At 70.5% G+C, this 13,791-nt stretch carries 14 protein-coding genes; 11 read left to right on the forward strand and 3 right to left on the reverse strand.

Annotated elements, in window-relative coordinates; all coding sequences use genetic code 11:
* Positions 1 to 54 precede the first annotated feature (54 nt).
* From AC5JJ1_RS14120 to AC5JJ1_RS14135, 4 genes are read left to right on the forward strand one after another with little or no spacing between them, the layout of a single operon-like run.
* On the forward strand, positions 55 to 1,065 hold the full coding sequence (locus tag AC5JJ1_RS14120; RefSeq protein WP_495785743.1) for a glycosyltransferase family 2 protein: 1,011 nt from the start codon (positions 55 to 57) through the stop codon (positions 1,063 to 1,065).
* Entirely contained in the window at positions 1,062 to 2,096 is a 1,035-nt protein-coding gene (locus tag AC5JJ1_RS14125; protein ID WP_495785744.1) for a glycosyltransferase family 2 protein, read from the forward strand. The genes AC5JJ1_RS14120 and AC5JJ1_RS14125 overlap by 4 nt, the downstream gene beginning before the upstream one ends.
* A gap of 31 nt (positions 2,097 to 2,127) precedes the next feature.
* Entirely contained in the window at positions 2,128 to 2,418 is a 291-nt protein-coding gene (locus tag AC5JJ1_RS14130; RefSeq protein WP_495785745.1) for a hypothetical protein, read from the forward strand.
* Between the two features lie 6 nt (positions 2,419 to 2,424).
* Positions 2,425 to 2,622: a hypothetical protein gene (locus AC5JJ1_RS14135; RefSeq protein WP_495749052.1), complete on the forward strand. Its 198-nt coding sequence runs from the start codon at positions 2,425 to 2,427 to the stop codon at positions 2,620 to 2,622.
* A gap of 1 nt (position 2,623) precedes the next feature.
* On the opposite strand, the gene AC5JJ1_RS14140 is transcribed toward AC5JJ1_RS14135, so the two are convergent.
* Together AC5JJ1_RS14140 and AC5JJ1_RS14145 are read right to left on the reverse strand one after the other, a co-directional pair.
* Positions 2,624 to 3,370: a WecB/TagA/CpsF family glycosyltransferase gene (locus tag AC5JJ1_RS14140; protein WP_495785746.1), complete on the reverse strand. Its 747-nt coding sequence runs from the start codon at positions 3,368 to 3,370 to the stop codon at positions 2,624 to 2,626.
* On the reverse strand, positions 3,360 to 4,667 hold the full coding sequence (locus AC5JJ1_RS14145) for an outer membrane beta-barrel protein (RefSeq protein WP_495785747.1): 1,308 nt from the start codon (positions 4,665 to 4,667) through the stop codon (positions 3,360 to 3,362). The genes AC5JJ1_RS14140 and AC5JJ1_RS14145 overlap by 11 nt, the downstream gene beginning before the upstream one ends.
* A 424-nt stretch (positions 4,668 to 5,091) precedes the next feature.
* On the opposite strand from AC5JJ1_RS14145, the gene AC5JJ1_RS14150 reads away from it, so the two are divergent.
* The 5 genes from AC5JJ1_RS14150 to AC5JJ1_RS14170 are packed head-to-tail and all read left to right on the forward strand — an operon-like array spanning position 5,092 to position 9,866.
* Complete coding sequence (locus AC5JJ1_RS14150) at positions 5,092 to 5,502, forward strand: hypothetical protein (protein ID WP_495785748.1); 411 nt, start codon at positions 5,092 to 5,094, stop codon at positions 5,500 to 5,502.
* Between the two features lie 3 nt (positions 5,503 to 5,505).
* A complete protein-coding gene (locus AC5JJ1_RS14155; RefSeq protein WP_495785749.1) occupies positions 5,506 to 7,269 on the forward strand; it encodes a type I secretion system permease/ATPase in 1,764 nt (587 codons plus the stop codon).
* Complete coding sequence (locus AC5JJ1_RS14160; RefSeq protein ID WP_495785750.1) at positions 7,266 to 8,672, forward strand: HlyD family type I secretion periplasmic adaptor subunit; 1,407 nt, start codon at positions 7,266 to 7,268, stop codon at positions 8,670 to 8,672. Before AC5JJ1_RS14155 ends, AC5JJ1_RS14160 begins: the two co-directional genes overlap by 4 nt.
* Positions 8,673 to 8,680: 8 nt before the next feature.
* A complete protein-coding gene (locus AC5JJ1_RS14165) occupies positions 8,681 to 8,947 on the forward strand; it encodes a hypothetical protein (protein WP_495785751.1) in 267 nt (88 codons plus the stop codon).
* 4 nt (positions 8,948 to 8,951) lie between these two features.
* Entirely contained in the window at positions 8,952 to 9,866 is a 915-nt protein-coding gene (locus tag AC5JJ1_RS14170) for a cellulase family glycosylhydrolase (RefSeq protein ID WP_495785752.1), read from the forward strand.
* 124 nt (positions 9,867 to 9,990) lie between these two features.
* On the opposite strand, the gene AC5JJ1_RS14175 is transcribed toward AC5JJ1_RS14170, so the two are convergent.
* A complete protein-coding gene (locus AC5JJ1_RS14175) occupies positions 9,991 to 11,088 on the reverse strand; it encodes an acyltransferase family protein (RefSeq protein ID WP_495785753.1) in 1,098 nt (365 codons plus the stop codon).
* Positions 11,089 to 11,237: 149 nt separating this feature from the next.
* Between AC5JJ1_RS14175 and AC5JJ1_RS14180 the strand changes: the two genes are divergently transcribed.
* Positions 11,238 to 12,629 carry an O-antigen ligase family protein gene (locus AC5JJ1_RS14180; RefSeq protein WP_495785754.1) on the forward strand — a complete coding sequence of 464 codons (1,392 nt, stop codon included), beginning with the start codon at positions 11,238 to 11,240 and terminating at the stop codon, positions 12,627 to 12,629.
* A gap of 5 nt (positions 12,630 to 12,634) precedes the next feature.
* Complete coding sequence (locus AC5JJ1_RS14185) at positions 12,635 to 13,648, forward strand: acyltransferase family protein (RefSeq protein WP_495785755.1); 1,014 nt, start codon at positions 12,635 to 12,637, stop codon at positions 13,646 to 13,648.
* The last annotated feature ends 143 nt before the right edge of the window (positions 13,649 to 13,791 follow it).

Genomic DNA, 13,791 nt, shown 5'->3' on the forward strand with positions numbered 1-13,791 from the left:
CCCCCCGCCACATTCCCCGTGTAGAACGGCTTCCGCGACACGGAAGCCCTCGCCATGCCGGAGAGCACCTTGCCCGACACCCATCTGACGCCCGGATCGGAGCTGCTGCCGGGCTACCGCCACGCCCCGCGCGTCGCGGTGCTCATCCCCTGCTACAACGAGGAAGTGGCGATCCCCCGCGTGGTCGCCGCCTTCCGCGCCGCCCTGCCGGACGCCACCATCTACGTCTACGACAACAACTCGAAGGACGGCACCGTCGCGGCGGCGCGCACCGCCGGGGCCCTGGTGCGGACCGAGCCGTTGCAGGGCAAGGGCCATGTCGTGCGGCGAATGTTCGCCGATATCGAGGCCGACGCTTATGTGCTGGTCGATGGCGACGACACCTACGACGCCGCCGCGGCGCCGGAGATGGTCCGCCGGCTTCTCTCCGACCGGCTCGACATGGTGACCGGCGTGCGCCGTACCCCCGAGGCAGTCGCCGCCGCCGCCTACCGCCCTGGCCACCAGCTCGGCAATGCCGTGCTGACGGGGATGGTGCGCTGGGTCTTCGGCGACCGCATCTCCGACATGCTCTCCGGCTACCGCGTCTTTTCCCGCCGCTTCGTGAAGAGCTTCCCCGCGCTCGCCGCCGGCTTCGAGACGGAGACGGAGTTCACCGTCCATGCCCTCGAGCTGAAGCTCCCCGTCGGCGAGGTGCCGAGCGCCTACAAGGAGCGCCCGGCCGGCTCCACCAGCAAGCTCAACACCTACCGCGACGGCTTCCGCATCCTGCGGACCATCGTCACCCTGGTGCAGCGGGAGCGGCCGCTGATGTTCTTCTCGGTCGCCGGCGGCCTCCTCCTCCTCCTTGCCATCGTGCTGGCCATCCCGCTGCTGCAGACCTTCCTCGCCACTGGCCTCGTCCCCCGCCTGCCGACGGCGGTGCTGGCGACGGGCCTCGTCCTGCTCTCCTTCCTCTCCTTCGTCTGCGGCCTCATCCTCGACACGGTGACGCGCGGCCGGCAGGAGGCGAAGCGCATCGCCTACCTTTCCCTGCCCGCGCCGGAGTTCGAGGAGCGGGCATGAGCCTCGGCCCCTACCCCGCGCCCGAGCATGTCGCCGGCGCCCGCGCACCGGCGGGCGAGGTGGATGCCGATGTCATCATCCTGGCGATGGACCGGGCCGAGGAGACGGTCGCCGCCATCGCCTCCGCCCGCGCCCAGGCCGGGGTCGCCAAGCATGTCTGGATCGCCGACCAGGGCAGCAAGCCGGAGAACCTGGCCCGCCTCGCCGCCGCCGTCGAGGGCGCGCCGGATGCGACGCTGGTTCGGCTCGACCGCAATTGGGGCGTCGCCGGCGGGCGCAACCGGGCGACGGCGCTCGGCCGCGGCCGGGTGGTCTTCGCCCTCGACAACGACGCCGAATTCGCCGACGCCGACACCCTCGCCCGCGCCCTCCGCGGCTTGGATGCGGAGCCGGACGTCGCCGCCATCGCCTGCCGCATCCTCGTCTTCGACACGGGCGCGGAGGATCTTTCCTCCTGGGGCTATCCGCCCGGCCTGCTGCCGCGGGCGTCGGAGAGCTTCGATGTCGCCACCTTCGTCGGCGCCGGCCATGCCATCCGACGCCAGGATTTCGAGCGGATGGGCGGCTATGATGATGCGCTCTTCTTCTGCTGGGAGGAGTTCGACTTCGCGCTCCGCGCCATCAATGCCGGCCGGCGCATCCGCTACCGCGGCGACATTGCCGTGCGCCACAAGGTGAGTGGCGAGCACCGCTTCGCCTGGTCCGGCACGCGCTGGTTCCACTTCGTCCGCAACCGCCTCTATATCGGGCTGAAATACGGCCTTGCCCCGGCCTCCCTCCTGCCGCGCTACCTGGCCTATCAGGTGAAGGGCGCCCGCAACGGCGTCCTTGGCCAGGGGCTGAAGGCGGGGCCGGCGGCGCTCGGCCTCTGGCGCCGCTTCCGCCCCGCGCCGGGGATGGAGGCACTCTACCGCCTGACGCCCGCGGCGCACGACTACCTCGCCCGCAACGACGCGGCCCATCGTGGCGGCCTCGGCCGGCGGGTGCGGGCGGAGGTGCTGGCGGCCCTCCCCAGTGCCAAGCCCGGTTGAGGCCTGCCCCGGGCGACCCCACCTGAGACGGATGCCCGAGGACAAGAGCGACGAGTTGCGCGGCGAGATTATCGCCTTGGAGACGGCTCTGGCCGCGGCCTTCGGCGAGATCGCCGTGCTGCGCGCCACCATGCAGGGTGAGGGTGCTGCAGGCGCCCTCGCCGCGATGGAGGAGATGGCGAAGCAGCTGGAAGCCTCCGTCCTCCGCGGCGTGGTCGGCGCCGAGGAGGCCGGCCGTCCGCAAGCCGCCGCCGGCTTCGAGCGGCGGATGGAGCTGATCGTGCATGCCCTCCGCAACGCCATTGCCTTCCGGGCCGGGTAGGCGGGCGTGGCGCGACTTCTCTGGAGCCTCGGCACGCTGCTCGTGCTGGTCGGCGTGTTGGCGCATCTCTTCGGCTGGGATGCGCTGCTCTGGATCCCGGAGGCGGCGCTGGATGCGCTGCGGGCCGATCCCAGGACCTATGGCGTGATCCTGGCGGGGGCGGTGCTGATGCTCGTCGCGCGGATCATCAGCCGGCGCGGGTAGGTCAGCGCGGCTGCTTCGCCTCCCGCCGCAGCAGGGCGATGATGGCGGGGCTGTCGACCAGGTAGCGCCGGGCGAGGCGCTTCGGGTCCTGCATCAGCCGCCAGGCCCATTCCATCCCGGCCCGCTGCACCGGGAGTGGCGCCCGGCGCTCCTCACCCGTCAGGAAGAGCAGGCTCGCCCCGATGCAGAGGCCGACCCCCCTTCCCTTCCCGCGCGCGGCCACCGCCTGCGCCACGAGTTCCTGCCGCGGCGAGCCGACGGCGAGGAAGGTGGTGCGGGCGGGATTCTCCTCGATGAAGCGCACCGCCGCCTCGAAGGCGGCCGGGTCCCGCTCGAAGCCCATGGGCGGGTTGTGATGCGCGATCCGCCGGAGCCCGGTACGCGCCGCCAGCCGATCCAGCGCCGCCGGCGCCAGTCCGAGCACCGTCACAGGCTCGTCCGGCGGCATGGCCTGCACCAATGCGGCGGTCAGGTCGCTGCCCGGCACCACGGCCGGCGCCGGCAGCCCCATCATCCCGGCAAGCCGCGCCACCACCCGGCTGTCCAGCAGCCGCAGCATCGCCCCGTCATAGAGCGGCTGCAGCGATGGGTCGCGCGACAGCCGCACCAGATGGTCGGCATTCGGCGTCACGACATAGCCGAAAGGCGCATCCGCCGGCCGCTCCGCCAGCAGGGCGAGGACGCCCTGCAGGGGAAGGTCGGCGAAATCGAGCTCGAGCAGGCGCCGGACCGGAGCCTCAGATGGCAAGGCGGAGCCGGACCTGCAGCAGATTGCGGTCAAACTCCCGGAAGCCACCTGTCGCTTCGAGCCGCCGACGATAGCCGTAGCTCGCCACCACCGAAGCGTTGCGGTTCAGCAAGTAGCGCGCGGTCAGGGTGAGGACCATGTCGCTCGCCGTCTGGCTCGGGCTTTCATATTCGCGCCGGTCATAGAGCACGTCGCCCTGGAGCAGCACGTTGCGAAGATACTCATGATCGACGGTCACGCCGGCCTGGGTGCGCTGGTAGCTCACCGAATCCTGGCGGATGGACTCCTCGATGGTCCGAGTGAGCCGGAGGCGGACGGTGGTCAACTGGGTCGGCGCATAGGTGAGGCCAGCCTCGACTGCCGGGCCCTCCAAGGCCTTGATGGGCCCTTGATATTCACGGTGCCGCCAGCCAAGGCCGATGCGCGCCTGCCAGACACCGTCGAAATCATAGTCGAAACCGGCCAGTGCCTCCCAGGTGAAACTGTTCCGGTTCTGAGGGTTGTCGAATAAACTTGGGGTGGTGAGTGCCGGGTTCTGAAAATCAGAAGCGGAGGAGGTGTATTTGATGTCCTGCACCCGAACGACGGCGGTGATGTTGCGTCCCGGGGCGAGGGCATAGCTGGCACCGAGCGCGCCGATCACCGTGTTGAAGCTGTTCCGCGCCGTGTTGAAGCCGGGCTGTGCCGTGGTGAAGCCATCCTGCAGCAACGGCGTCGGGGTGGTGCCGATGATCCTTTCCTGGAAATCGAAGGTCCGGTAGACGCCCTGGGCGATCAGCCCGAGCCGGTTTAACCGCGTGGTGCCGGTGACCGAGATTTCATCCGAATCATAGGCGACAGGCTGGATGATACCGGCGGCCTGGACGTCGAAACTGTAAACGTCGAGGTGCGAGCGGTAGTGGCGGTACTGACCCAGCAGGGAGGTATCGGCCGAGAAGTCATACCGCCCGAAGCCGCCTATGTCCCAATCGTTCCAGTCAAGCTGGCTCTGGCTGAAATACTGCCGGTTGACGGAGTTGGCGGAGAAGCCGACCGCATGCGTGGTCCAGTCGCTGCGCAGGTTCAGGCTGCCGAGCTCCTCGGCGAAGCCGTCGGAGACCACGTTTCTCCTGCGGCCGAACAGGTTGCTGTCCCAGCCGAGCCCGGCCTCGATCGCCCCGTTCAGGCGGAAGCCGCCCAGGCGGACACCCAGCGGATTGTAATCAGGCCGCTGCCGGTTCACCACCGTAATGCCACGCTGCACCTCGGGCGAGTCGCCGAGCTGGGCATGAGCCTCGGCCAGCGGCAGCGCTGCCACGACCAAACCCAGAACCCCCCAGCATCGAAAGCTTTTCACCACTATTTCCCCGTCATCATGAGCCCCGGGCTTCCGTAGCATGGGCAGCCGCAGGAGTATGCGTGCAACGATCACTTCCTGTCATGCCAGAGCGCCAGAGCGCCACTTGCGGGCCAGGTGTTGCATGCCCGCCGCGGATGGCTGCCCCGGATGATCGGTACGGAACGTTATACGTCGCGCCGGTTACCGTGCTGAAACTTCTCGGGTTTAGGGTTGCAATTCACGGAAACCGGAGTGCGTATTCAAGCCAGCGCCGCCACAGGCGCCCCTGTCCCCTTCCCCCGATCCGGGACAACAGCGTGCAAGCCATGCGGGAGGATGAGGCCGATTCGCTCGTTCGGGCGTATCATGGCATCCCCATGGCCGGCCCAGGATGGAGCCCAGAATGGCCAATGTCGAAACCCTCAGGCCGAGCCCCGCTCAGCTCTCCCCACAGGCCGCGGTGACCCCGGCCGACCCCGCGGCCTTCCGCACGGAAGACCGGCTGACCGGCCTCCTGGCCTTCGCCCTCGCCGCCGAGCGGCAGGAGGAGGCCAGCCCCGAGACCATCGCCCGCAGCCAGCGCGAGGCCGAGGCGGCGCTCTGCGACCATGCGCTGCGCTACCTGCACAACAACATCGAGCGCCTCCGCCAGGAGGCCGTCGCCGAGCAGATCGGCCGGCTCCGCCCTCCGCCCGGCTTCCTGCGCCTGGTCGCCGCCAACCTGGTGGCGCTCGTCATCGTTGCCGCCGCCGGCGGCTGGCTCGCCCTGCACCCCGCAACCCTGGCCGGCCTCGCCGGCCTCCTGGCAGGCTGACGCATGTCCTACTCCCGCACCCTCCTCCCCGGGGCCGAGCCGACGGCGGACACCCCGCTGCGCCGGGCGCTCCGGGCCTGCCGGTCCCAGTTCATCATCGTCGGCGTCTTCAGCGGCGTCGTGAACCTGCTGCAGCTCACCACCTCGGTCTACATGATGCAGGTCTTCGACCGCGTCCTGGCGACCCGGGTGCTCGACACCCTGCTCTACCTCTCGCTGATCGCCATCCTGGCCACGGCGGTGCTCGCCATCCTCGAGGGCGTGCGCGGCAAGGTGATGCAGCGCATCGGCAGCTGGGTGGAGCACCGCGTCGCGCCCGAGGGCTTCATCCGGGCGATCGAGAGCACCCTGCGCGGCCGGCCCTACCGCATGGAGGCCCTGCGGGACCTCGCGGTGTGCCGCGGCTATCTCGGCTCGCCGGGCGCGCTCTCGCTCTATGACGTGCCCTGGGTGCCGATCTATATCGGCGTCATCTTCCTCCTCCATCCGGTGATGGGCTTCATCGCCCTCGGCGGCGCGGTGGTGCTCTTCGGCCTGACGCTGGCCAGCGAGGTCTCGACCTCCGCCCTGCTCAAGGAGGCGAACACCGCCGCCATGGCCTCGCAGCGCCGGGCGGACGCCATCTCGCGCAATGCCGAGGTGATCGACAGCATGGGCATGCTGCCCTCGGTCATCGGCCGCTGGCGGGAGTCGGTCGCGGCGATGACGGGCCCGCAGCAGCGCGCCGCCGACCGCGCCGCCTTCCTCGTCGCCATGACGAAGTTCTGCCGCCTTACCGTGCAGATCGCCATCCTCGGCGCCGGCGCCTACCTGGTGCTGCAGCAGGAGCTGACCTCGGGCGCCTCCATCGCCGGCTCGATCATCATGGGCCGGGCGCTGGCGCCGGTGGAGCAGATGATCGGCGGCTGGAAGCAGCTGGTCTCCGCCCGGCAGAGCTTCCGCCGGCTGCAGAGCTTCCTCGCCATGCCGCGGCTGCGCCCGCCGGGCCTGCCGCTGCCGGAGCCGGTGGGCAAGGTCTCGGTCGAGCGCGTCTCCTACGCCTTCCCGGGCCAGGGCGTCGCCATGATCAAGGGCGTGAATTTCAGCCTCGCCCCGGGCGAGAGCCTGGCCGTGATCGGCCCCTCGGCCGCCGGCAAGACGACGCTGATCCGCATGCTGATCGGCACGCTGCCGCCCTCCGCCGGCACCGTCCGGCTCGACGGCGCCGATGTCTACCAGTGGATGCGCGAGGATTTCGGCCGCCATGTCGGCTACCTGCCGCAGGATGTCGAGTTGTTCGACGGCACCGTCTTCCGCAACATCGCCCGCATGGCCGAGGCCGAGCCGGAGGCCGTCTACGAGGCGGCGAAGCTCGCCGGCTGCCATGACATGATCCTCCGCCTGCCGAACGGCTACGAGACCGAGATCGGCGACAGCGGCCAGTACCTCTCGGGCGGCCAGCGGCAGCTGATCGGCCTGGCGCGGGCCATGTTCGGCCGGCCGAAGCTGGTCGTGCTCGACGAGCCGAACAGCAACCTCGACGGCGACAGCGAGGCGGCGCTCACCCAGGCGCTGGAGCGGCTGAAGGCGCAGGACACCACGGTGATCCTCGTCTCCCACCGGCCGACCCTGGTGCAGGGCGTCGACAAGGTCCTGCTGCTGAAGGATGGCGCGATGGAGATGTTCGGCCCGCGCGCCGAGGTGCTGAAGCGCCTGATGACCCCGCCGCGGCCCGCCGAGGTCACGAACGCCCCCGTTGCCCGCCTCGAAGGGAGCGCCGCCCGATGAGCGTCACCACCCAGGACCCGAAGCTCCCCGCCCTCGCCGGCGGCCGCGCCCTGGCGCCGATCCGCACCGATCTGGGCGGCGCCCTGCCGCACTTCCCCTTCGACCCGCTGCTCGACGCCCCGGCGCCGCGCACCCGCGGGACGATGATCTTCGGCCTCTTCATCTTCCTGGTCTTCGTCGTGGGCGGCGCGGCCTGGGCGGTCTTCGCCCCGCTGGCCGAGGCCTCCATCGCCGCCGGCACCATCCGGGTCGAGGGCACGCGGCGGACGATCCAGCATCTCGAGGGCGGCATCGTCCGCGAGATCCTGGTGCGCGACGGCGACAAGGTGGAGAAGGGCCAGGTCCTCGTCCGGCTCGACGACATCCAGGCGGATGCCACGCTCGAGACGCAGCGCGCCCAGCGCTGGGCGCTGATGGCGCAGGATGCCCGGCTGCGGGCCGAGATGGCTCGCGCCCGGGAGGTCAGCTTCCCGCCCGAGCTGCTGAACGCCGGCAATGCCCGCGCGCTCGACAGCGTCACCGGCCAGCGCGCCCTGTTCGAGGCGCGGATGTCCAGCCTCACCAGCCAGGTGCAGGTCTTCCAGGCCCGCATCGACCAGCAGCACGCGGTCATCGCCGGTGCCCGCGGCCAGCTCACCTCCACCCGCCGCCAGCTCTCGCTGATCAAGCAGGAGGAGGAGATGACGCGCACCCTGGTCACCCAGGGCCTGCAGCGGCTGCCGCAGCTGCTGGCGCTGCAGCGCAGCTTCGCCGGGCTCGAGGGCAGCATCGAGGACCTGAACGGCCAGATCGAGCGCGCCAATGCCGCGATCGCCGAGGCGCAGAAGCAGATCAGCCAGGCCGTCGACCAGCGGATGCAGGAGAACGGGCAGGAGCTGCGGGAGGTCCGCGGCAAGCTGGCCGAGGCCGAGGAGAAGCTGCGCGCCGCCTCCGACGTCATGACGCGGCGGGACATCGCCGCGCCGGAGGACGGCACGGTGGTCAACCTGCGCCTCTTCACCATCGGCGCCGTCGTGAAGCCGGGCGACCCGGTGATGGACCTGGTGCCGCAGCATGACCGCCTGGTCGCCGAGGTGAACGTCCAGCCGAACGACATCGACGTGGTCTATCCCGGCCTCCATGCCGAGGTGCGGCTGCCCGCCTTCAAGCAGCGGCTGGTGCCATACCTGCACGGAGAGGTGACCTGGGTCGCCGCGGACGTGACCACCAACGACCAGACGCGTCAGCAATACTACCGCTCCTTCATCCTGATCGATCCGGCGCAGCTGGCCTCGCTGCCCAATGTCTTCCTCACCCCCGGGATGCCGGTGGAAGCCCATATCAAGATCGGCGAACGGACCTTCTTCCGCTACGTCACCCAGCCGATCCGCGACAGCTTCCAGCGCGCCTTCCGCGAGCAATAGGACCCACGATGAGCGATACCCGCACGACCATCTTCGCCGACGGCATCCTCGACGCCAGCGTGACCTACGGCGTCGCCCGGCTGACGCTGGCGCAGACCGGGGCGGAGGGGAAGCCGACGCCCTGCGGCCAGCTGGTGGTGCCGCTCATGCAGCTGCCCTCGCTGGTCACCAGCCTCACCGGGCTGCTGAAGCAGGTCGAGGCCCGGATGAAGGAGCAGCAGCCGGCCAGCGCACCCGAGGAGGGCGCCGCCCCCGCCGCCTTCCGCTTCGGCTGAAGCCGTGGCCACCCGTCGGGGCCTCCTCGCCCTGCCGCTGGCCGGCGCCCTCGCGGCGCCGGCCTCCGCGCAAGAGCCTCAGCCGATGCGGCGGCGGCTCGCCATGCTCCGGCTCGGCGCCAATCTCGAGCGCTGGTTTGCCATCACCAGGGACAACCAGCCGCGCCGCCTCGGCATCGGCTGGTGGCGCGGCTTCCGCGCGGCCGGCTTCGACCATGCGCGGATCTTCCTGCCGGAGGTCGCGCAGACCGGCTCCAGCATGGACATCCCGGCCCTCTACCTGGACGCAGTGAAGGACGCGGTGGAGGCGGGGCTGCCGGTCTTCCTCGGCATGGCAGATTTCTATTACCAGAAGAAGCCCTGGTCGGAGCGCGACTGGGAGGGGATGCGCCGGCGGGCACAGTTCTTCGCCGAGCGGACCGACCCGTCCATGGTCGTGCTGGCGGCGCTGAACGAGCCGGTCTTCGACGACAATGCGAGCTGGATGCCGGTGCGCGACCGCCTGCTCGCCGAGATGCGCCGGGCGGCCCCGCGGCACCTGCTGATGTGGGGCGGGCACGAGTGGCACAGCGCCCGCTCGCTGCTCGAGTGCAGCCTGCCGACCGACCCGAACACCATCGCCGAGGCGCATGACTACCAGGGCACGCAGTCGCCCGGCCGGTGGCAGGCGGTGGCGGCCTGGCGGGACCGGAACCGCATTCCCGTCATCGTCAGCGAACTTGGCGGCGCCTTCGGGCATGAGACGAACCGCGCCGCCTGGGCCGCCGACCTGGCCCGGGTTCTCCCAGAGCTGAAGCGGCTGGGCCTGCCGGCGACGCTGTGGTCCTACAGCCACGGCAGCCACTGGCGGCTGCAGAACGGCGACGAGCCGCGGCCGAAGCCGGACATCATCCCGCCCGGGATGCTGTCGGCGCGCTGAAGCGGGCTCCGTTCGCCCGGGCTCGCGCCACCCGCTCCCGCTCGTTGTCCGGTCGGGCAAATCACTCCGACCAAGCGACCACCCCGATCGGAGTGTGCTCCAAGGTCGCGCCCGGCCTTCCGCCTCAGGCCTTGCCCGAGACCGCCGTCGCCGGTGCCGCCCCGCGGGACGACCGGCGGCGAAGGAGCCAGCGATTGGCCGGCACCTCCACGTAGCGCCAGGCGAGCCAGCCGGCGACCAGGCTGGCCAAGAAGCCGGCCACCATCAGCCCGGCCCGGCCCGCGAGGCCAGGGTCGACCCGGCGCAGCACCAGCACCAGGCCGGCCTCGATGAAGACCCAGCAGAGATAGACGCCGAAGGACGCCTCGCCGAGGCGGAGCAGCAGGTCGGGCCGGGCCGGCGCCGGCGCCGGCGCCGGCCGGCGGAGCAGCGGGATCAGCGCGGCGAGGCCGAGGACGGTCAGTGCATCCCATTCGATCAGGAGGCCGAGGGGCAGCGCCAGCAGCACAGGCCAGAGCGCGGCGCGGGGCAGCAGCCCCTCCGTCGTCAGCCGGCCGATGGCGAGGCCGGCGGCGAATTCCAGGGCGAAGCGCAGCAGGCCGAGATGCAGCGTGTAGTTCAGCCCGACGCTCGGATCCGCGGCGCCGAGGGCGAAGATGCCGGCGAAGCCGAGCAGCGGCACCGCGGGCAGGGCGGGGCGCGGCAGGCGGATCAGGGCGGCGAGGACCAGCGGGAAGGCGAGGTAGCCGGCCCATTCCACCGAGAGCGCCCAGGACGGGTAGTTCCAGGCATGGCGCGACGTCGTCTCCCAGGCATTCACCAGGAAGAGCTGGAGCAGGAGGCCGTCGAAGCCGAATCGCTCCGGATCGCGGATGGTCACGCCGGCCGCCATGGCGAGGCCGACCAGCAGGGCGAGCGCCAGCAGCGCCAGCGCATGCAGCGGCCAGATCTTGGCGAGGCGGCGGCGGAGGAAGTCCATGATCCCGGCCCGCCCCCAGGGCGGTCGCGCGCCGTAGCCGAGCCAGAGGGCGAAGCCGGAGAGCAGGAAGAACCCGTCGACGCCGAGATAGCCGTGCTGCAGCACCGGCGCCAGCGCCGGCAGGCCGAGGCTCACCCGCAGCGGCAGGTCGAGATGATAGAGGATCACCCAGCCGATCAGGAAGAAGCGCAGCCGCGTGAGCGCGGCGTCCCGTGGAGCGGCTTGTTGGGGTGAGCCCTGCATCGATCCTTGCCTCGTGTTTCGGTCCGCGCATCGCTGCCACAACCCATCGCCCGAGTGCAGCCCCTGGCGCAGTCACGCTTTCGGGTGGCGCGCGGGGTTGACGGAAGGCTGATTGGCGGGCGCCGGGGCTGCGTGACAGAACCGTTGGCATGCCGAGCCTTACGTCTCCCCTCGCCCAGGTCCTGATCTCGCTCTTCGGGGCGGCGCTGATGCTGCTCATCGCGCTCTACCTGCCGGGGCCCTTGCTGCTGATGCTGCCGGCGATGGTGGCGATCCTGCTGGGCCTTGCGGTCTACCAGTTCCCCCTGGCGATCGTGGTCGGGCTGGTGATGATGTACGGCTTCGGCCTCGACTTCCAGCTCGATGCCGGCATGTTCGCCAGCACCGGCGGCGGCACGGTGGCAACGCTCGGCTCGGCGGTGATGAAGGTCGTGCCCTTCGCCCTCGCCGCGGTGCTGCTGCTGCGTTACGGGCCGAGCTCGGCGATCAACTGGCCCTTCATCGCCTATACCGCCATCGCCGCGGTCAGCATCGTCGTGCTGCCGATCGGGCGGATCGTGACGACCGGGGAGATGATCCGCAGCTTCATCGGCTCCACCGCGCCCTTCGTGCTCGGCTTCTGCCTGGCGCCGAAGAGGATCTGGACCTGGATCATCCGCGGCGCGACCCTGGTGCCGCTGATCAGCGCCTTCGCCAGCCTCTTCACCCATGTGGCGGGCCTTTACCCAGCGATCGACCTGCTCAACCGCTTCCAGGGGATGCACTCGGCGCCCTTCCTCGCCGGCTTCTGCGAGACGGCGATCTTCGCCGCGACGATCGAGTACATGCGCGGCTTCAAGCCGATCTGGCTGATCATCGGCGGGCTCGACCTCGCGGTGATGCTGGCGACCCAGGCGCGGATGCCGCTGGCGACGGTGGTGATCTTCATCGGCCTCGTCTTCCTGCTCTCGAACCGGCACATCTTCCCGCTGCGGCGGAAGGTCGATCTGGTGATGGGCGGCGGCGTGCCGGGGCTGCTGCTGCTGAGCCCGGTCATCGCCTTCGCCATGCAGCGCTTCATCAGCCAGGGCACCGACACCTCGGGCCGCGACCTGATGTGGCCCTACTTCCTCGAGGCCATCGAGAACCGGCCGCTCTTCGGCTACGGGCTCGGGGCGGGCAAGCTGCTGGTCGATCCGGACGACCCGCTGATCAAGCTGCTCGGCACCACGGCGGCGCACAACGAGTATCTCAGGCTCTCGGTCGATGGTGGGATCATCGGCTGCGCGGCGATTTTCCTCTCGCTCATCGCCTGGATGTGGTGGGGCTCGCGGGGCCTCGGCTCGCGGGAGCGGCTGGTGCTGCGGGCGGCGCTGTTCGGCATCCTGTTGCATAGCGGCTTCGACAACACGCTGATCGCCACCACCTCGGTCATGCAGTTCTGCGTCATCAGCGCCATCCTGGCGCGGGGGCGGGTGGAGGCGAAGGAGGCCGGGGTGCAGCGGCGGCGCCAGGCGCCCTCCGCCGGCGGCTATGCCTGGCGGCCCTCGCGGGCGGGTTGAGGTCGATGCCGGACCAGGGCGTGGCCGCCGCGGTGCGGCCGGCGCGGCGGCTCGATCTCGACCGGGCGCGGGGCATCGCCATCCTGCTCGTCGTCTTCGGGCATATCGTCGCGCGGGACGTGCCGCCGGGCGTCGAGTGGTACGAGCCCGTCCGGTACCTCGTCTACCGCTTCCACATGCCCTTCTTCCTCTACCTGAGCGGGACGGTGGTCGTGCTCTCCGGCCTGCTGGCGAAGCCGCCGGGGCGGGTGGTGCGGCAGCGGGCCGTGCGACTGCTGGTGCCCTTCTTCGCCATTGGCCTGGTGATTCTCGTGGCGAAGCTCGTCGCGGTCCGGCTGGTGCCGGTGGACAACCCGCCGGAGGGGCTGGCCGGGGGGCTGCGGGACCTGTTCTGGACGACGGCGCACAGCCCGGCGACCTCGGTCTGGTACCTGCTGGTGCTCTTCCTTTGTACTTTGGTGGCGATGGGTCTCCGGCGGGTGGGCGTCGGGGCGACGGGGCTGCTGGTCCTGGGCCTCGCCCTGCAGCTCGTCGATGTGCCGGCCGTTGCCTATCTCGACCGCTTCGTCTCACATTTCCTGTTCTTCGCCGCCGGGCTCTGGGTGGCGGAGCGGGAGGAGGCGCTGCTGCCGGGCTTCGAGCGCTGGCAGGCGCTGTGGTGGCTGGCCTTCGCCGGCGGGCTCGCGCTGGCGGCGCTGGGCTGGGTAGGCGAGCGCTGGGCGATGGTGCTTTGCGGGCTGCTCTGCATCCCGGCGCTGCATGGGGCGATGCGGCTGCCGCCGGTCGCGCGCTGGCAGTGGCCGGTGGTGCTGGGCGGCTTCTCGATGGCGATCTACCTGTTCAACACGCTGGCGATCGGCGGGACCAAGGCCGTGCTGATAAAGCTCGGCTTCGGTTGGACGGAGGCCTGGTTCCCGCTGCATGCGGTGGCCGCGATGGCAGCCGGTGTGGCGCTGCCGGTGCTGCTGAAGCTGCTGGTGCTGCGGCGGGTCGCCGTGGTGGACCGGCTGACCGACTGAGGCCGGTCGGGGGCGCCACGCCTCAAACCCTCAAGGCACCGCCCCTCCAAGGCCCTCAAAAATCTCGCTTTTCCGGCCGGGCTTTAAGTTAAGCGCAGTTCGACTTGGGTGTGGGAAACGCGCAAATCTGACGTGGGCTGACT

The sequence above is a fragment of the Belnapia sp. genome (genome assembly GCF_059504005.1).